General features: G+C 60.3%; 17 protein-coding genes. 9 read left to right on the top strand and 8 right to left on the bottom strand.

Annotated features, from left to right (window positions below; translation table 11 throughout):
• Window positions 1-2: 2 nt before the first annotated feature.
• The 6 genes from ANTHELSMS3_RS18055 to ANTHELSMS3_RS18030 form a co-directional block, all read right to left on the bottom strand.
• A complete protein-coding gene (locus ANTHELSMS3_RS18055) occupies window positions 3-1,370 on the bottom strand; it encodes an aldehyde dehydrogenase family protein (protein WP_094036095.1) in 1,368 nt (455 codons plus the stop codon).
• A gap of 3 nt (window positions 1,371-1,373) precedes the next feature.
• Window positions 1,374-2,738 (bottom strand): glutamine synthetase family protein, encoded by a 1,365-nt coding sequence (locus ANTHELSMS3_RS18050; RefSeq protein ID WP_094036094.1) that lies wholly within the window; start codon window positions 2,736-2,738, stop codon window positions 1,374-1,376.
• Window positions 2,739-2,810: 72 nt separating this feature from the next.
• Window positions 2,811-3,848, bottom strand: a complete 1,038-nt coding sequence (locus ANTHELSMS3_RS18045; RefSeq protein ID WP_094036093.1) for a TRAP transporter substrate-binding protein — start codon at window positions 3,846-3,848, stop codon at window positions 2,811-2,813.
• A 63-nt stretch (window positions 3,849-3,911) separates the two neighbouring features.
• A complete protein-coding gene (locus ANTHELSMS3_RS18040) occupies window positions 3,912-5,237 on the bottom strand; it encodes a TRAP transporter large permease (RefSeq protein ID WP_094036092.1) in 1,326 nt (441 codons plus the stop codon).
• Entirely contained in the window at window positions 5,237-5,758 is a 522-nt protein-coding gene (locus tag ANTHELSMS3_RS18035) for a TRAP transporter small permease subunit (RefSeq protein ID WP_094036091.1), read from the bottom strand. The genes ANTHELSMS3_RS18040 and ANTHELSMS3_RS18035 overlap by 1 nt, the downstream gene beginning before the upstream one ends.
• Complete coding sequence (locus ANTHELSMS3_RS18030) at window positions 5,755-6,516, bottom strand: N-formylglutamate amidohydrolase (protein ID WP_254694772.1); 762 nt, start codon at window positions 6,514-6,516, stop codon at window positions 5,755-5,757. Before ANTHELSMS3_RS18030 ends, ANTHELSMS3_RS18035 begins: the two co-directional genes overlap by 4 nt.
• Window positions 6,517-6,634: 118 nt before the next feature.
• Between ANTHELSMS3_RS18030 and ANTHELSMS3_RS18025 the strand changes: the two genes are divergently transcribed.
• From ANTHELSMS3_RS18025 to ANTHELSMS3_RS18015, 3 genes are all read left to right on the top strand, one after another.
• Complete coding sequence (locus ANTHELSMS3_RS18025) at window positions 6,635-7,507, top strand: MurR/RpiR family transcriptional regulator (RefSeq protein ID WP_094036090.1); 873 nt, start codon at window positions 6,635-6,637, stop codon at window positions 7,505-7,507.
• Between the two features lie 179 nt (window positions 7,508-7,686).
• The gene (locus ANTHELSMS3_RS18020) at window positions 7,687-8,460 is read left to right on the top strand and encodes a lysophospholipid acyltransferase family protein (RefSeq protein WP_157733566.1); all 774 of its coding nucleotides are present in this window, start codon (window positions 7,687-7,689) and stop codon (window positions 8,458-8,460) included.
• Window positions 8,461-8,537: 77 nt separating this feature from the next.
• Window positions 8,538-9,779, top strand: a complete 1,242-nt coding sequence (locus tag ANTHELSMS3_RS18015) for a cytosine deaminase (RefSeq protein ID WP_094036088.1) — start codon at window positions 8,538-8,540, stop codon at window positions 9,777-9,779.
• Window positions 9,780-9,783: 4 nt separating this feature from the next.
• Here the strand turns inward: ANTHELSMS3_RS18015 and ANTHELSMS3_RS18010 are convergent, their stop codons facing one another.
• Together ANTHELSMS3_RS18010 and ANTHELSMS3_RS18005 are read right to left on the bottom strand one after the other, a co-directional pair.
• On the bottom strand, window positions 9,784-10,239 hold the full coding sequence (locus tag ANTHELSMS3_RS18010; protein ID WP_094036087.1) for a hypothetical protein: 456 nt from the start codon (window positions 10,237-10,239) through the stop codon (window positions 9,784-9,786).
• A 27-nt stretch (window positions 10,240-10,266) separates the two neighbouring features.
• Window positions 10,267-11,346, bottom strand: a complete 1,080-nt coding sequence (locus ANTHELSMS3_RS18005; RefSeq protein ID WP_094036086.1) for an isopenicillin N synthase family dioxygenase — start codon at window positions 11,344-11,346, stop codon at window positions 10,267-10,269.
• Between the two features lie 255 nt (window positions 11,347-11,601).
• Here ANTHELSMS3_RS18005 and ANTHELSMS3_RS18000 point away from each other — a divergent pair, with 255 nt between their 5' ends.
• From ANTHELSMS3_RS18000 to ANTHELSMS3_RS17975, 6 genes are read left to right on the top strand one after another with little or no spacing between them, the layout of a single operon-like run.
• A complete protein-coding gene (locus ANTHELSMS3_RS18000; protein ID WP_157733565.1) occupies window positions 11,602-12,675 on the top strand; it encodes an ABC transporter substrate-binding protein in 1,074 nt (357 codons plus the stop codon).
• 6 nt (window positions 12,676-12,681) lie between these two features.
• Entirely contained in the window at window positions 12,682-13,758 is a 1,077-nt protein-coding gene (locus ANTHELSMS3_RS17995; RefSeq protein WP_094036084.1) for an ABC transporter ATP-binding protein, read from the top strand.
• A complete protein-coding gene (locus ANTHELSMS3_RS17990; RefSeq protein ID WP_094036083.1) occupies window positions 13,755-14,732 on the top strand; it encodes an ABC transporter permease in 978 nt (325 codons plus the stop codon). The genes ANTHELSMS3_RS17995 and ANTHELSMS3_RS17990 overlap by 4 nt, the downstream gene beginning before the upstream one ends.
• A complete protein-coding gene (locus tag ANTHELSMS3_RS17985) occupies window positions 14,732-15,529 on the top strand; it encodes an ABC transporter permease (RefSeq protein WP_157733564.1) in 798 nt (265 codons plus the stop codon). Before ANTHELSMS3_RS17990 ends, ANTHELSMS3_RS17985 begins: the two co-directional genes overlap by 1 nt.
• A gap of 12 nt (window positions 15,530-15,541) precedes the next feature.
• On the top strand, window positions 15,542-16,156 hold the full coding sequence (locus ANTHELSMS3_RS17980) for a cysteine hydrolase family protein (protein ID WP_094036081.1): 615 nt from the start codon (window positions 15,542-15,544) through the stop codon (window positions 16,154-16,156).
• A complete protein-coding gene (locus tag ANTHELSMS3_RS17975) occupies window positions 16,153-16,905 on the top strand; it encodes a hypothetical protein (protein WP_094036080.1) in 753 nt (250 codons plus the stop codon). Before ANTHELSMS3_RS17980 ends, ANTHELSMS3_RS17975 begins: the two co-directional genes overlap by 4 nt.
• Window positions 16,906-16,914 lie beyond the last annotated feature (9 nt).

Here is a 16,914-nt window from a genome sequence, read left to right as displayed (position 1 = left end):
GCTCAGGCCTTTTTCAGGTGGTAAGATTTGGGACGGGTCAGGTTGTGATAGCCAATGATCGACAGGCCGCCGCCGCGACCGGTGTCTTTGCACCCGGTCCAGCACAGGCCCGGATCAAGGTAGTCGGCGCGGTTCATGAAGACCGTTCCGGTTTCGATCTGGTCTGCAATCGCCTCGGCGCGCGCCGCATCGCGGGTCCAGACTGAGGCGGTCAGGCCAAAGTCGCTGTCATTCATCAGGCGGATCGCCTCGGCGTCGTCTTTGACCGGCATGATGCCGACCACGGGGCCAAAGCTTTCTTCACGCATGACGCGCATGTCATGGGTGACATTGGTGAGGATCTGCGGCGTCAGATAGGCGCCGCCGTCATCTTCGAGAAACGTGTCGATATGGGCGGTGGCCCCGGCGGCAATCGCCTCTGCGGTCTGGGCGCGGACCTCATCGGCAAAGCGTTTGTGCGCCATGGGGCCAATCGTTGTGGCCGTGTCCAGCGGATTGCCCAGTTTGTATCCCCGGACGATGGCCACGGCCTTTTCGACAAAGGCGTCAAAGTGTTGTTCGGCCACATAAATGCGTTCGATACCACAGCAACACTGGCCGGAGTTGAACATTGCACCGTCGATCAGCGTGTCGACAGCGGCGTCCAGATCAGCGTCATCGCAGACATAGCCGGGGTCTTTGCCCCCCAGCTCCAGCCCGACGCCGGTAAAGGTGCCCGCAGCGGCACGTTCCATCGCCTTGCCGCCGCCGACAGACCCGGTGAAATTCACAAAGCCAAAGGATTTAGCTGCGATCAGGTCTGTGGTGCTTTGATGGTCCAGAAAAACGTTCTGGAACACGTCCTGAGGGATGCCCGCCGCATGAAACGCTGCTGCCAGCCGTTCGCCTACCAGCAGCGTCTGGCTGGCGTGTTTCAGCAAGACCGCGTTGCCCGCGATCAGGGCGGGGGCCACGGTGTTGATGGCCGTCATGTAGGGATAGTTCCACGGCGCCACGACCAGAACGACGCCATGCGGTACACGTTTGATCACGCGGCGAAAGCTGTCGCTGTTCTCAATCTCGATATCCGCCAGCGCGTCTTTGGCGATGTCGGCCATATAGGTCGCGCGTTCGTTGAAACCGCCAAATTCACCGCCGTAGCGGACCGGGCGGCCCATCTGGTGTGCCAGTTCGGGGACGATTTCGTCGTTCATTTCGCCGATTTTGGCGACGCCGGCCTGAACCAGCGCAATGCGCTCTGCCAGCGGTCTCGCGGCCCATTCGTTTTGCGCAATCTTTGCACGGTTCACCGCATCGCGGGCGGCGTCAAAGGTGAGTGTGTCACGCTCGGCATAGACCGAGCCGTCGATAGGAGAGGTACAACGGATCATGTATCAGGCCCTTTCAAAGCCGCGCGCAATTTCCCAATCGGTCACGACGCGGTCAAACTCTTCCTGCTCCCATTCGGCGCAGCGCGTGTAATGGTCAACCACCTGATCGCCGAAGGCTTCACGCAAAAAAGCGGATCCGCGCAGGGTTTCGGTGGCGGCGCGCAAGGTCTGCGGGATGTCCTGTGCCTTGGCGTCTTCATAGATGTCGCCGCGTGTCGGTGGCGCGAGATCCATCTTGTCCTCGATCCCCTTGATCCCGGCGGCCAGCATGGCGGCCTGTGCCAGATAGGGGTTCAGGTCAGATCCTCCGATACGGCATTCGACCCGCACACCTTTGGAGCCCTCACCACACAGGCGGAACCCGGCGGTGCGATTGTCCACGGACCAGACCGTTTTCGTCGGCGCAAAGGTGCCTTTGGCAAAGCGTTTGTAGCTGTTGATGTAGGGGGCGAGGAAAAAGGTGTAATCCGGCGCATAGGCGATCACACCCGCCATGTAGTGCTTCATCAGTTGCGACATGCCCAGATCGGCGGATTTGTCGTAGAACGCCGGTTCGCCGTCCTGCCAGAGCGACTGGTGCACGTGGCTGGAGGAACCGACCTTGTCGTGGTGCCATTTCGGCAAGAAGCTGGCCGCGCGCCCGTGTTGCCAAGCGATTTCCTTGACGGCGTTCTTGGCGATGGTGTGGTGGTCGGCACAGTCGAGCGCATCGGCGTAGCGGATGTTCAGCTCTTCCTGACCGGTCTCAGCCTCACCCTTGGTATTCTCGATCGGCAGACCGGCTGCAAACAGGTGGTTGCGGATCGGGCGCATCACGCCTTCTTCCTTGGTGGTTTGCAGGATGGCGTAATCTTCGTTGTAGCCGCTGATCGGGGTCAGATCGCGGAACCCACCTTTGCGGATGTCGTCAAAGGACTGTTCGAACAGGAAAAACTCTAGCTCTGTCGCCATCATGGCGTCATAGCCAAGGGCCTTGAGCCGGGCGATCTGGGTTTTCAGCATCTGGCGCGGCGAATGGGGCACCGGCGCGTGGGTGTGGTGGTCAAGCACGTCGCATAGCACCATGGCAGTGCCTTCCAGCCATGGCAGCAGCCGGATCGTCGAGAGGTCCGGTGCCATGATGTAATCACCATAGCCCTTTTCCCAACTAGAGGCGGCATAGCCCTCTGGCGTGGCCATTTCCAGATCGGTGGCCAGCAAGTAGTTGCAGCAATGCGTTTCCTTAAAGCTGGTCTCGACAAAGTTCACCGCATGGAACCGTTTGCCCATCAGGCGCCCCTGCATGTCGGGGAAACAAGCGAGAACGGTGTCGATTGTACCGCCTGCCACGGCCTCTTTCAGACCGTCGAACGTCAGATTTCCAGCCATGTCGTTATGCCCTCTTCATGGTGAAGCACCCCCGCAAAAGCGAGGGTGCATATGGTCGTGTTATGGGATCGCTTACTCGAAGTTGTACGGCGCGCCCGCTTGGTTGATGACGGAGTTGTATTCCTTGAAGATGTTGACGATCTTCTGGTGGACTTCGCCTTCTTCGGCCACTTCTTCCCAGAACTCCTTGGCGGCGGTTTCAACCTCTGCCCACTCACCGGCGGGGACCGACCGCAGGGCCAGTTTGTCGCCATTGGCGCGCAGGGCCGCTTCGCCACCCCAGTACCACTGGTTGCGGTAGGTGTGACCGGCCTCAGTCGCCGCCATCACAACGGATTTGAGGTGGTCTGGCAATTCGGCCCAGCGTTCCTCGTTGACAAACCACGACCCGATCCATGCACCAGAGATGTTGTTGGTCAAGAAGTAGTCGGTCACATCCGCCCAGCCGACGGTGTAATCCTCGGTGATGCCGGACCAGGCCATGCCGTCCAACTCGCCGGTTTGCACCGCAACCTCGGCGTCCTCATAGGGGATGTTGACCGGGACAACGCCGAACTTGGACAGGAAGCGGCCCGCCGTGGGGAAGGTATACAGCTTGAGCCCGTCCAGATCGGCGACGCTGGTGATTTCCTTTTTGGTGTTGAAGTTACACGGGTCTTGGCCAGCAGCAGACAGCCATTTGACGCCGACCTTGGCGTATTCCTCTTCCCAGATCTCTTTCAGACCGTACTGGTTGAACAGCACCGGAACGTCGAGGATGTGCTTGGTCGCGAAGGGGAAATAGCCGCCGAACTGGCGCAGCGGGGTGGGCGAGGCCATTGAATCGTCGTCGGAATGCACACCATCGATGGTGCCGCGCTGAAGGGCCTGAAACAGCTCACCGGTGGGCACGATCTGGTCGGCGTAGAACAGTTCGACCTCAAGTTCGCCGTTAGAGTTGGCGTTGATGTAGTCGATGACCGGCTTGGTCACATGTTCGCCCAATGCGCTGCCGGCATAGGTCTGGAAACGCCACTTGATGGCCGACTGCGCCTTGACGACAGTGGGGCTGGCAAGGGCGGCGGCGCCACCGATCCCGGCGGTGGTCAGGAACTTACGTCTTGTGGTCATGGTATTTTCCTCTCTGTTGAAGCTCTTCTCAAATGCGTCCCGCTGCCGGGATCTCTTGGGTTGTTAATTTCCGTAGACGTACCCCGGCAGCCAAAGGGCCAGTTCGGGGAAGGCCATGATCGTGGCCAGTGCAACAATCATCACCAAAACAAACGGCAGAATAGATCCGTAGATGTCGCGCAGCGTGATTTCCGGCGGGGCCATCGCGCGCATCAGGAACAGGTTATAGCCAAACGGCGGCGTCATGTAGGCAATCTGCGTCGTGATCGTGTAAAGCACGCCGTACCAGATCAGATCAAAGCCAAGTGCGCCTACCAGCGGCACATATAACGGGGCGACAATCACCAGCATGGCGGTGTCGTCCAGAAAGGTGCCCATCAGGATAAAGCTAAGCTGCATCAGGATCAGGATCATCCACGGGCTGAGGCCGAGTTTTTCGGTGAACAGCGATTCAATCGCCTTGACCGCGCCCAGCCCGTCGAACACCGCGCCAAAAGCCAGCGCCGCAAGGATGATCCACATGAACATGCAGGAGATGCCCAGCGTTTTGCGCACGCTTGTCTCAAACACTTCGCGCGTCATGCGCCCCTTGAGTACGGCCGCCAGAAAGGCGGCAATCGCCCCGATGGCAGAGCTTTCGACCAGCGAGGTCCAGCCGTTCACGAACGGCACCATCATGGCAAAGAAGATGAACAGCGGCAGCAGACCGGCCCCAAGCAGTTTGATCTTTTCACCCATAGGCATGGCGCGTTCTTCGGGTGGTAGGATCGGGCCAAGCGCGGGGTTCAGTCGGCAGCGGATCACGATATAGATCACGAACATCGCCGCCATCATCAGGCCCGGCACCACGCCGGCCAGCCACAACTGACCCACAGGTTGCCGCGCAATCATCGCATAGAGCACCAGCACCACAGAGGGCGGCACAAGGATCCCCAGTGACGATCCCGCCTGAATGACGCCCGTCACCATGCGTTTGTCGTACCCGCGTTTAAGTAGCTCGGGCAGGGCGATGGTGGCCCCGATGGCCATGCCTGCGACGGACAGGCCATTCATGGCAGAGATCAGAACCATCAGCCCAATGGTGCCCACCGCCAACCCGCCGGACAACCCGCCCATCCAGACGTGAAACATCTTGTACAGGTCGTCGGCGATGCGGGATTCCGACAGGATGTAGCCCATGAAGATGAACATCGGCAGCGTCAGCAGCGGATACCACTTCATCAGCTTGATAGCGGCTGCAAACCCAAGATCGAAGCCACCCCGATCGCCCCAAAGGAAGAACGCGGCAATCACGGCGACAAACCCGATGGCCCCGAACACCCGCTGCCCAGTCAGCAACATAAGCATCATCGAGGAAAACATCAGCGCGGCAATCAGTTCATAAGACATCAGAGCTTGTCTCCCATGTCATGTCCCTGAATGCGCAGGATGTCCTTGATGAACTCAGAGATCGCCTGCAGCAGCATCAAAAAGATCGCCAGAACCATGATGGATTTGATTGGCCACATGTAAGGCCGCCAGACCGATGAGCTGCGCTCACCGCCGTATTTCAGCGAATACATCAGGCTTTCCCAGCCGCCCCAGAGCAGAAAGACCAGGTAAACGATCAGAAACAGCACAGTCATGGCGTCGATTTGCGCCTTTTTGCGGTCAGACCATTCGCCATAAATCAGGTCCATCCGCACGTTTGATCCCATCTGGATCGAGTACGGACCACCCAGCATGTAATAGGCCACCATGGCGAACTGCGCCATTTCCAGTGTCCAGAGCGACGGCAGAAAGAACGTCTTGGAGATCGAGGACCACAGCAGGATCGCCATCATCACAAAGATCCCGTACATCATGATCCGCCCGATACGGCGATTCATGGCGTCCACGACGCGGATGAAGCGGCGCATTGGTCCGATCATGCCTTGGCCTCAATCTGCGCGCGGGCATTGGACACCCAATCGGACAGGGTTCTGGCCACCGCTGCCTGTTCGGCCTCGGTGGCGATCAGGTCGTTGCGGATCTCCAGCATCACGTTGAGATGTCCATGGGCAAGGGCGTGTTCCTTGAGCGTATGAGTGACGCCATCGCCGGGGCCATATGGGTCATTTCGGCGCACGATACGGGACGTGTGGTGGGCCGCAAGTCCCAGCATTGCATCCGCGAGGCGCGCATCGTTGTCATGCAGGATGCCGATTTCCACTTCGCGAGTCTTGCCATGGTACACGGGCGTAAAGCTGTGAACCGTCACCATGATGGGTGCAGTTCGTGCGGCAAGGATGGCCGCTAGTGCCTCTCGGAACGGGGTGTAATATCTGGCGACGCGCTCTGCCTTGTCATTGGCGCTAAGATCAGCGTTTCCCGGAACGTCAAAGATCTCACTGCGCGCGGGCATCGCGTCAGGCGCTTCGGGGGGACGGTTGCAATCATAGACAAGCCGCGAGGTTTTCGAGGCGACCAGCGCGGCATCCAGCAGGTCCGCCATCCCGGTAGCCACCGCCATGGCGCCGGGATCCCAGACCACATGGCTGTGCAGTGCAGAGGCGGGCAGGCCCAGATCGCCAAACGCCGGCGGAATATGCGCGCTGGCATGTTCGCAAACGATCACGATCGGTGACGCCGCCTGCGCATTTCGCACATCGACCATGTCGCTCATCAAGGCATCGTCACGGTGATTCATCGCGCCCCCTACCAGAGAAAAACTCTTGCCAAGCCGCCCGTCTGTCAACAGGATTGTGGAAAAATTATCTCAGGCTTGTGTGCGCTGGTATATTTTTAGTCAAGATGAGGTGTCGCCAATGACGGACGAAGACCGCACCATTTCGGATCGGATCCAGGCCCGACTGGATGACCTGACCCGGGCAGAGCGGCAGTTGGCCCTGTCGATACTGGAAAATTACCCCGCCTCCGGTCTGGGGCCATTGGCGGCACTGGCCAAGGGGGCCAATGTCTCTGTCCCCACCGTGGCCCGCATGGTGCAAAAGCTGGGGTACAAGGGCTATCCGGATTTTCAGGCCGACCTGCGGGATGAATTGGGCGCTATTGCCAAAGGGCCGATTGCCAAACACGAAACATGGGCCGGGGCAGCTCCGTCAGAGCATATCCTGAACCGTTTTACCGATGCGGTGATCGACAACATCCGCAACACGTTGGCCCACATCGACCCTGCCGCCTTTGATCAGGCCTGCGCACTGGCGGCTGACCGGAACCGGCATCTGTACATTGTGGGTGGGCGCATCACCCATACCTTGGCAGAGTACATGTTCCTGCACATGCAGGTCATTCGCCCCAACCTGACCCATGTTCAGTCTACGTCGAACACATGGCCGCACTACCTGCTGAATGCCGCAGAAGGCGACGTTTTTGTCATCTTCGACGTCAGGCGGTATGAGAACAACACCCTGAAACTGGCGGAAATGGCGCGCGCGCGCGGCGCAAAGATCGTGTTGTTCACCGATCAGTGGCGATCCCCTGTGCACAGGTTGGCCGACATCAGCCTGACCAGTCGGATCATTGTGCCGTCGGCGTGGGATTCGCTGGCTACGCCGATGCTGTTGGTCGAAACCATGATCTCGGCGGTTCAAACGCTGAATTGGGGCGACACCAAGGGCCGCATGCAGGAACTCGAAGAGATCTTTGACCAGACAAAGCTGTTTCGCAAGTTCACCTGAGCCGATCCATGAGAGCAGTGGTTTTCATTGATTTGTGAGGGGGTATGCCTCACACAGGCGCAGTGACGCTGGACACAGCCGATTTGCCTGACACCTGTCATGATCTCCGGCTGCCGCCTTGGCGCCATTGTTGTCATGGACCAATGGCCCGATGGGGCCACAACCTGCGACTGGGGCCCATGACACAACGTTCCGCATCACGCGAGGCCGCGACGGCGGCCATTGATCCGTTGCCTGCAAGGCTGCTTAAGCGCACGGCACTGGTCGTATTGGGGCCGGTCTATTTCGGGTTCATCGCCTTTGTGCCGTTGCTCTGCGCCCGGCGAAGGGGCTTTGCCGGGTGGTATTGGCGTCTGGTCAAAAGAGCCTGTTCTTGGCTGTTGTGGCTGCTCAGCATCCGGGCGGATATGTCGGCCGCAGACAGACAGGCGCTGGGTGACGACACAGACAGCCTGATCGTGATCAACCACCGCAGCCACCTCGATGGCTTTGTCCTGATGGACGTGGTGCCGGACCAGAAATGGTTCACCTTTGCCGCCAAGAAGGAATTGTTCGAGGCTCCTTTTCTGCGTACGGGCTTTAACGGCGCCGGACTGGTCGAAATTGACCGCAAAAGCGGCAAGCTGGCGTTGGAAACGCTCAGCGCGGCGGTGCGGACCATGCCCGCCCGTCGATCTGTGGTGCTGTTCCCCGAAGGCACGCGCGCGCGAACCGACACGCTGGGCCCGTTCAAGGCTGGGGCGGTTCTGGTGGCGAGGGAAACCGGCCGCGCGATTCGGCCAATTGTCATTCGCGATTCGGATCAGTTGTTGCCGCGAGGCAAATTCGTCCCGCGCAGCGGCACGATTCGCGTGGACGTCCTGCCGCCTTTCGTCTGCGATCCGACCGTAAGTGTGGATGAGGATCTTGACCGCCTCCGCGCGGCGATGTTGGCAGTGTTCGACACACCGTAGGATGCGATTGCTGGTCGAGGCGGATTGCGGCCTCTGCTAGGGTTTTCTCATCGCCGCAATTCAAGGGGACGCAGGGCATGGACATCGACATTTTGGTCAAGGGTGGGGTGCTGGCGGACGGCAGCGAGGCAGATGTAGCCATTACAGACGGGATCATCATCGGGGTAGAACCGGGGATCACGACAGAGGCGGGCGAGGTCATCGATGCCACCGGCAAGCTGGTCAGCGCCCCTTTTGTCGATGCGCATTTTCACATGGACGCGACGCTCAGCTATGGGCGGCCCCGGGTGAATGCCTCTGGCACGCTGCTGGAGGGGATCGCGTTGTGGGGAGAGTTGAAGCAACACCAGACGCGCGAAGAGATCGTCGCCCGCGCTCTGGACTATTGCCGACAGGCGGTCGGGCGGGGCGTGCTGGGGATCCGCAGCCATGTGGACGTGACTGACCCGACGTTCCGCACCGTCGAGGCGCTGCTGGAGGTGCAAGAGCGCGTGCGCGACGTGATCGACCTGCAACTGGTCGCCTTTCCGCAGGACGGCTGGTATCGCGCGCAGGGGGCAGAGGCACAGGTGATCCGCGCACTGGATGCTGGTGTCGATGTTGTCGGGGGCATTCCACATTTCGAACGCACGATGGCGGCGGGCGCGGCCTCGGTCCGGGCAGCTTGTGAACTGGCCGCAGCGCGAGGGCTATGCGTCGATCTGCATTGCGACGAAAGCGACGACCCCCTTTGTCGCCACATCGAAACACTGGCGGCGGAAACGATCCGGTTGGGCCTTCAAGGCCGGGTGGCCGGGTCGCATCTGACCTCGATGCATTCGATGGACAATTACTATGTGGCCAAGCTGTTGCCGCTGATCGCCGAGGCACAGGTGGCGGCGATCCCCAATCCGCTGATCAACATCACCCTTCAAGGGCGCATGGATACCTACCCCAAGCGGCGCGGCCTGACCCGCGTGCCGGAACTGCGCGCTGCGGGGGTGACGGTGGCCTTTGGTCAGGATTGTGTGCGAGATCCGTGGTATCCGCTGGGCTCCGGCGACATGCTGGAAGTGGCGCACATGGGACTGCATGTGGCGTTGATGACAGCCCCGGACCAGATGCGCGCCGCCTATCAGATGGTGACAGAGACGCCCGCGCAGGTGATGGGGCTGGACTATGGGCTGGAGGTTGGAAAGCGGGGCAGCCTGGTGGTGTTGGATGCACCCGACCCGATCGAGGCATTGCGACTGCGGCCCGCCCGGCTGGCCGTGATTTCAAACGGACGGGTTGTGGCACGGACAGAGCCTGCGCGCTGCACGACCTCTGCCGGGTTCTAGGCCGTTAGACAGAGGGCCTGTGCCAAGTGACCTTGACGGGATGCGGCAAACTCGCGTCAAACCAGTCAGTCAATTCAGCCTGTAGCTGGTCCAGCAGCGCCAACCGGTCCTCAAGATCGATGATCCAGATAAATCCGTTGGCCGCCCCGCGCTGCCCCATTTCGGGAAAGAGATAGGCACAGCCGATATAAACGCCATCCTTGTCCCGCACGATCCATGAAAATGACCGGGCCGCCGCGAACTCGCGGTCATGCCAGGCCAGATCGTACAGGTTCTCCGTCAACGTCAGCCCGTCAGGCCAGGAACCGAAAATATTCGTCAGGACATGGGCCGCGCAGGTGACGGCGGCGAAATCCTCATCGACTTCGGCGGGGGTCAGCGGAGTCAGGGCAAAGCCCCGCAGCGATGCGCTGCGGGGCAGGGGTTCCGTGTCGAAATCGGGATGGCTGCGAAGTCTCATCTTTGGCCGTCCTTATCCTTGGGGCGCTTACGGGTCGGGCTGTTTTGCCTCGCGTTTGAAGGGGTTTTCCTCTGGCACGTCATAGTCAGGCACCAATTCCCCCTTGTCGCGCGCGTCGGCCATATAACGAAAAGCTCCCACTGACATGCGCATCAGGTGATCCCCGGCTTTCATTGCGGGGTATTTGGCCACCGTTTCGGGTGTGCGGAACTTCTCTAGCGGCTCTACAACCGCATGATAGTCCAGACCAAAGAAGATCGGGAAAGAATATCGCTCGGTCCCTAGGTTCACGACCCGGTGCTGGGTCGATTTGAACTGGCCGCCGGACCACGTCTCAAAGATGTCGCCGATGTTGACCACAAAACAGCCCGGAATTGGCGGTGCCTCGATCCAGATGTCATCGGCGTTCATCACCTGCAACCCCGGCGCGCCGGTCATCAAGATGGTGAAACACTCAAAATCCGAATGCGCCGCGATGCCAACCAGTTCTTTGGTGGCGGGCATGTCGTTGGGGATGTAGCGCAGCAGGCGCAACTGTGAGGTGGGAAAGGTGATGTGACGAGTCAACTCTTCGGGATCGACCCCAAGTTCCAGTGCCAGTGCATCCAAGAGCCGCAGGCCAAGGTCAAAAGCCTGATCGTAATAACCGCCAACGGTCTCTTTCCATCCCGGGATGTCGGGCCAGATGTTGGGGCCGGTCATGCGCCACTTGGCCAGATAGTCGGGATGATCGGCGGGCGCCTCATAGGACATGTCCCAGGCTTCGTTGAAATTGATCGACTTGGGGAAATCGGCGCCGTTTTCCTCAAACGGGACATAGCCGCGATGATGGGTGGTGAACCCGGACCAATACTTCATCTTGAAGCTGCGAGACTTCTCGTGGAACTCCTTGGACGCGGCAAAGACCGCGTCGATGAGACCCTGCGAAATACCGTGCCCGGTGATGTAGAAAAAGCCAGAGGTGCGCGCGGCGTCACCCAGATCTGCGGCGACGCGCGCCTTGTCCGCCATGTCGCCGGTAAAGAGGCCAGACAGATCCACCACCGGCAGGGTGGCGTCCTCTACCGTCAGGGCCTTTTGATCGTCCGATATAGATGCGCGTGCCATGAAACCTCTCCGAGTCGATTGCGTAGGGTCAGGCTGGCCCGAAAAACCCACAGCGGTATCCGCCGCGATTAAGAAAGCGCATCAGTCCGGCGTGATTGCCCAAAAAAGGATCAGTTTCGCGGGCGGTTGGTCTCTTTGCAGTCAGTTCCTTTGACCGATTATCCTTATCAGCGCGTTCATGGGGTCATCACCGGGCACCGCCACCAGGCTCTGCATCAGGTCCGCAGACAGCTGCGAACGAAGGAAGGAACCATCATGACCAAACTCAACAGACGGACCCTGCTCAAGACCGGCGCGGCCAGCTTTGCCGCCACCAGCGTTCTGGGCACGCCATTGATCGCGCAAAGCCGCAGCCTGAAGGTCGGCTCATACGGCGGGTACTTTGAAAACAGCTTTAAGGAGTTTGTCTATCCTGCCTTCACCGAGGCTACGGGGATTGAGGTCGAGTCGGTGACGCAGCCCAATTCGACCGACTGGTTGGTGACGATGCAGCAGGCGACGGCGGCGGGCAGCGTGCCTGCGGATCTGTCGCTCTATGCGCGAGACACGCTGATCAAGGCCAGCCGCATCGGCGGATTGCTCAAACCCCTGAACCTCAAGGCGATCCCGGCGGCGTCGAATCTGGACCCCTATTTTGTGTTCGAGGCCCCTGAAGGTCCGCTTGGTGTTGGCGCAATGTCGTGGTTCTCCGCCATGGTTATCAACCCGGATGAGGTAGACGCCCCGGCAAGCTGGGCAGAGTTCTGGGATAGCACAATATACGAGTCCTCTCTGGGCCTCTCGCGCAACTATAACTCGCAGTTCCTCGACATTGTTGCGGCGACCTTCTTTGACGGCGAGGCGACCTTTGCGACCGACGAAGGCATTCTGGCGATCATCGAAAAGGCGGCAGAGATCAAACCCAACGTGGCGCTTTGGTGGTCAGCTGAAAGCCAGATGGAACAGTCGATGAAGAACGGCGACGTCATTGGCGGGCAATACTATCTCGACGTGGCCAACCTGATGGCGCTGGACGGCTTTCCGATCAAACCGATCTTCCCCAAGGAGGGCAACCCGCAGGACTATGGCTCGTGGTGCCTGTCCTCGTTGTCGGACAAGGCGGATGAGGCGGCAGAGTTCATTAACTTCTCGTCCGATCCGGCCACGCAGGCGATTATGAGCCGCAAGATCGGCACAGCGCCTCTTGTCGATCAGTCCAAGACGGATCTGACAGATGAGGAGTTTGACTTTGTGTCTGGTACGCCGTCGATCAAGCCCGCCTATGAGGCCTATCTGGACAAAGAAACCTTCATTAAGGAAAGCTGGGACAAGATGTTGGCTGGGGCGTAACCGGTCATGTCCGGTCTTGTCCTCAAGAGCATCTCCAAGACCTTCGGCGGCACCCGTGCCGTTGATCTGGTGAACCTGACATTCGGAGAAGGGCAACTGACGGCGCTGTTGGGGCCGTCAGGTTGTGGCAAGACGACCCTTTTGCGCATGGTGGCGGGATTGGAGGCGCCCTCAGGCGGGGTGATCCTGCTGGGGGATCGTAACATCACGGATCTGCCCGCGCACCGGCGCAAGTTCGGCATGGTGTTCCAGAGTTTTGCGCTGTTCCCGCATCTGACGGTGCGAGACAACGTAGCCTATTCGCTGCACATCTCCGGCGTTTCTCGGTCAGAGGCGGCGGATCGGGCAGGCAAGTTGCTGGATCTGGTGCAACTGTCGGCCTTTGGCGACCGCCGGATTGGCCAGCTGTCGGGCGGGCAGCGCCAGCGCGTCGCGATTGCCCGCGCGCTGGCGCAGGAACCAGAGGTTTTCCTGCTGGACGAACCGATGTCGGCGCTGGACGCCAAGTTGCGCGAAGAGATGCAGGTGGAACTGCGGCTACTGCAACAGCGGCTGGGCATCACCACCATCGTCGTCACCCATGATCAACGCGAGGCCATGACTATGGCCGATAGCATCGTCGTCATGTCCAACGGGCGGGTGGAACAGGTGGGCCCGCCGCAAGACATCTATCACAAGCCGGAAAACGCCTTTGTCGCGGATTTCATCGGCAAGGCGAACTTTTTTGACGGGGTGACAGAGCCGGGCGGTATCCGCATCGGTGCTACACATCTGGTGGCTGATCCGCATTTTGTTGGCGGTTCCCCGGTGCGCGTGGCGATCCGACCGGAACGCGCCTGTCTGGATGAGGAACCGGGCGCAAACCGATTGCCGGCCAAGATCACCTTTGTGCGCGATCTTGGCCCGATACGGGAATACCACCTCGAGACTGCGGTGGGCCGGATGGTCGTGGAATACGCTGCAGGTGAGGGCGGAAAGATCTTTCATGTCGGCGATACGACAGAGGTCCGCCTGCCGCCCGATGCCTTGCACATCTTCCCCGATCCAACGGCCCACGATGCGCTGGCCATGGCTGCCGAATGACGGTCGCCGAACATATCGAAACGGGGCCTGACACGGCGCGCCCGGCCAGACCATTCCCGGTTGTGCGCATACTGAGTTGGGCGCTGACGGCGGTGATCGTGACGCTATGCGTTGTGCCGTTCCTGTTAGTCTTCGTGATCAGCTTTGGTCGCAAGATCGAAGGTGCCGCCTGGGTCTGGGACTTTACCCTGGAAAACTACCAGCGGTTTTTCGTCGGCACGCTCTGGCCTGACGACGTGACCTTTCTTTACCTGCAACAACTTGGGTTTTCGTTCTGGTACGCGGTCATCGCCTCTTTGCTTGCGGTGCTGACGGCGCTGCCGTTCACGTTGCTGCTGACCCGACTGTCGCGCCGGACGCAGGCGGCGTGGCTGGTCTTCATCCTGTCGTCGCTGTCGTTGTCCGAGGTGTTCATTGTCATGGGCTGGGACATCCTGTTGTCAAACAACTCTGGCTTGCCGGCGCTGTTCAAATCCACCGGGCTGACCCAATGGCTGAAGGACACAGGTTGGTTTCAGGTGCTGCGCGACTGGGGGCTGGCGAACCCGCGCAACGTCAAGTTCAAGACCTCGCAATTCGCCACCATCTTGACCATGAGCTACCTTGTCTGGCCCTATGCGGTGATCCTTTTGTTTCCGGCGCTGTCGCGCCTGGATCGCTCACAGTCCGAGGCGGCGCGCACGATGGGGGCAGGCGGCTGGTGCGTGGCCCGCACAGTGATCCTGCCCGCGATCCGACTACCGTTGTTTGGCACGACATTGCTGCTGTTTGTGTTCCTGTTGGGCACCTACGTTGCCGTCACGGTCTTTGCCGCACCTGCGCAGCATTCGACCGCTGTGGCGATCTATTCCAACATCCGGGGGGCCAACCTGAACGCGCCCTTCGGGGCAGCGCAGGCGGTGATCCTGCTGATCTCGGCGGGGGTCTGTCTGGCGCTTGGTCACCGGATCAACACATGGGCGGAGGCGCGCTGATGCGGATTGTCGGACCGCTTTACATGGCGTTTTGCGCACTGCTGCTGGCGCTGCCCATCGCGGTGGTTTGCGGCGCTGCGTTGAACGGCGGGCGCAGCATGTTCTTTCCCCCGCGCGAGCCGACGTTGGCGCGCTTTGGCGAGTTCTTTGTTTCTGAACCCGTCTGGACGCAAGCGCTGGGCAATTCGGTGATTGTCGCGGTCGGCGCGGCCAGTCTTGCGGTTATGCTGGCCTGGCCGTTGGCCTATCTGCTGTGGTCGACGGGATCGAAACTGTCCCGCACGCTGGCAGCGCTGGGGTCGATGCCGTTTGCGGTGCCACCCATCGTTTTTGGCGTCGGGCTTGGCTTTTTCTGGAGCTTTTTTGGCGGTTTGGGTGCGCTTTGGGCAGGGGTGGTCAGCCATGCGGTGCTGCTGATGGCGTTGCCGATGGTGACGATCACAATCGGGTTGCAGAGCATCGACCGCGCGCATCTGGACGCCGCCGCGACGATGGGCGCCACTGAATCCGTCACCTTCCGCACGGTGATCCTGCCGCAGACGATCCCCTACACGATCTCGGGCTTCTTCTTTGTGCTGGTGCTGTCGTTCAACGAATTCATCGTGATGTTCTTTGTCTCGGCCTCCGGCTACGCCACCGTGACCCTGCAAATCTTCAACTCTCTGAGAAACGGCTACACGCCGACAATGGCCGTGGCGGCGATTACCTTTATCGCCGTGTCGGTCCTTGTTTTTTCCGCCGTTGCCCGCTGGGGCGACCTGCCGCGCCTGATGGGCGCGGACCAATCCAACACCTGAAGGAGGCGCACAATGGCCCGCCAACCCACTCTTGTCGGCAACACCGTTCTTATGGTCATCGACATCCAGAAATCCGCTTTCATGAAATCCGAAGGCGGTATTCCGCATATGCCCGGCTATGCCGAGAACATGATGCGCGCGCGCGCCGTTGTGGATGCCGCGCATGACAACGGCATTCCGGTTGTTTTCGTTCAGGAAATCCACCGCCGTGACCAGATTGACTATGGTCGAGAGCTGGACGGCTCCGAGGACATCCATTGCATGGAGGGTGATCCAGGCACACCAGTCGCCTTTGAAGAAATGGGGTACAAGCCTGGCGACTATCATGTGCCCAAGCGACGCTATTCCTGCTTTTTCGGAACCGAGATGGAGATCCTCCTGCGCGGCCTGAAAGCGGAAACGCTGATCTTTGTCGGCGGCATGACGGATGTTTGCGTCCACTACAGTTTCGCCGACGGCCACCAAAGCGATTATTATTGTCGCGTTGTTGCGGATTGCGTTGGAGGCACCTCGCCCGAGGCGCATCAGGCGTCGTTGAACGCTATGGAATACCTTCAGGCAGGGGCCGTGCTGAGCGCGGATGAGATCATCGGGGCGATGGGCAATCGTCAAATGGCAGCAGAATGATCACATCCGGGGATATTCAGGGACACTGGCATCGCGCCTGGCTCAAGTCGCCGTCATTCAATGACTGTGAGACAAACGTGCACTGGATGCAATGCGGATCGCTTTACGCCGACATCCGCATTCCGCCCAATCGGCCAGACGTGCGCGGGGCCTCTGCGTTGGCGGACCTGCCTGACGCTGCGCTGATGGCGCTGTTGCGGGCCGAGGGCTTTGCCGGTGTTGTGGCCCTGCGCGACGACGTCTGTACCTGGCACCGAGAGATCAATTGGCACGGCCGACCAGAGGCGGAGGACAGCGGCCTGCTTGAACTCAACGGGTCGGACCAGATGATGGAGACCGGGGTCTATGGCGATTATGCCGAACTGTGGAACCGGCGGGCGGATCACCCGGCCAGCGCGATGCACTTGATGGCGGGGTCTGCCCATGCCTTCATCGTGTCCATCGGCCAGCGGTTCGTGTTTGGCGTCGGGCAGCCTGATGCAGAGAACTCGCGCAATACCATCGCGGCGCTGGAGGCTGGGCAGCGGACATGGGCCTTGCAGGAACAGTTGCGGCATGTCTTTGCCTTCGGGCGCTGGGACGGGGCTTGCGGTCTGGCCGAATTGTGCACCAACCCGCTGCTCGAAGGACAGCCGGTGCTCAGTTGCACGGGCGATGGCGCGCTGATCTGGCACGCGGTGGATTTTCTGGGACAAAGCCGCGAAGTGCCTTTGACACAACCGGCGCAGGTGCGGATCGACGCGGCCTGAGCCGCGCCG

Origin of the sequence: Antarctobacter heliothermus (genome assembly GCF_002237555.1) — a bacterium.
GTDB lineage: Bacteria > Pseudomonadota > Alphaproteobacteria > Rhodobacterales > Rhodobacteraceae > Antarctobacter > Antarctobacter heliothermus_B.
This window is presented reverse-complemented; position numbering and strand designations above follow the sequence as displayed.

Bases quoted from the DNA above. Each gene is read 5' to 3' on its own strand.
- ANTHELSMS3_RS18055 (WP_094036095.1), bottom strand. From the start codon at position 1,370: ATGATCCGTTGTACCTCTCCTATCGACGGCTCGGTCTATGCCGAGCGT.
- ANTHELSMS3_RS18050 (WP_094036094.1), bottom strand. From the start codon at position 2,738: ATGGCTGGAAATCTGACGTTCGACGGTCTGAAAGAGGCCGTGGCAGGC.
- ANTHELSMS3_RS18045 (WP_094036093.1), bottom strand. From the start codon at position 3,848: ATGACCACAAGACGTAAGTTCCTGACCACCGCCGGGATCGGTGGCGCC.
- ANTHELSMS3_RS18040 (WP_094036092.1), bottom strand. From the start codon at position 5,237: ATGTCTTATGAACTGATTGCCGCGCTGATGTTTTCCTCGATGATGCTT.
- ANTHELSMS3_RS18035 (WP_094036091.1), bottom strand. From the start codon at position 5,758: ATGATCGGACCAATGCGCCGCTTCATCCGCGTCGTGGACGCCATGAAT.
- ANTHELSMS3_RS18030 (WP_254694772.1), bottom strand. From the start codon at position 6,516: ATGAATCACCGTGACGATGCCTTGATGAGCGACATGGTCGATGTGCGA.
- ANTHELSMS3_RS18025 (WP_094036090.1), top strand. From the start codon at position 6,635: ATGACGGACGAAGACCGCACCATTTCGGATCGGATCCAGGCCCGACTG.
- ANTHELSMS3_RS18020 (WP_157733566.1), top strand. From the start codon at position 7,687: ATGACACAACGTTCCGCATCACGCGAGGCCGCGACGGCGGCCATTGAT.
- ANTHELSMS3_RS18015 (WP_094036088.1), top strand. From the start codon at position 8,538: ATGGACATCGACATTTTGGTCAAGGGTGGGGTGCTGGCGGACGGCAGC.
- ANTHELSMS3_RS18010 (WP_094036087.1), bottom strand. From the start codon at position 10,239: ATGAGACTTCGCAGCCATCCCGATTTCGACACGGAACCCCTGCCCCGC.
- ANTHELSMS3_RS18005 (WP_094036086.1), bottom strand. From the start codon at position 11,346: ATGGCACGCGCATCTATATCGGACGATCAAAAGGCCCTGACGGTAGAG.
- ANTHELSMS3_RS18000 (WP_157733565.1), top strand. From the start codon at position 11,602: ATGACCAAACTCAACAGACGGACCCTGCTCAAGACCGGCGCGGCCAGC.
- ANTHELSMS3_RS17995 (WP_094036084.1), top strand. From the start codon at position 12,682: ATGTCCGGTCTTGTCCTCAAGAGCATCTCCAAGACCTTCGGCGGCACC.
- ANTHELSMS3_RS17990 (WP_094036083.1), top strand. From the start codon at position 13,755: ATGACGGTCGCCGAACATATCGAAACGGGGCCTGACACGGCGCGCCCG.
- ANTHELSMS3_RS17985 (WP_157733564.1), top strand. From the start codon at position 14,732: ATGCGGATTGTCGGACCGCTTTACATGGCGTTTTGCGCACTGCTGCTG.
- ANTHELSMS3_RS17980 (WP_094036081.1), top strand. From the start codon at position 15,542: ATGGCCCGCCAACCCACTCTTGTCGGCAACACCGTTCTTATGGTCATC.
- ANTHELSMS3_RS17975 (WP_094036080.1), top strand. From the start codon at position 16,153: ATGATCACATCCGGGGATATTCAGGGACACTGGCATCGCGCCTGGCTC.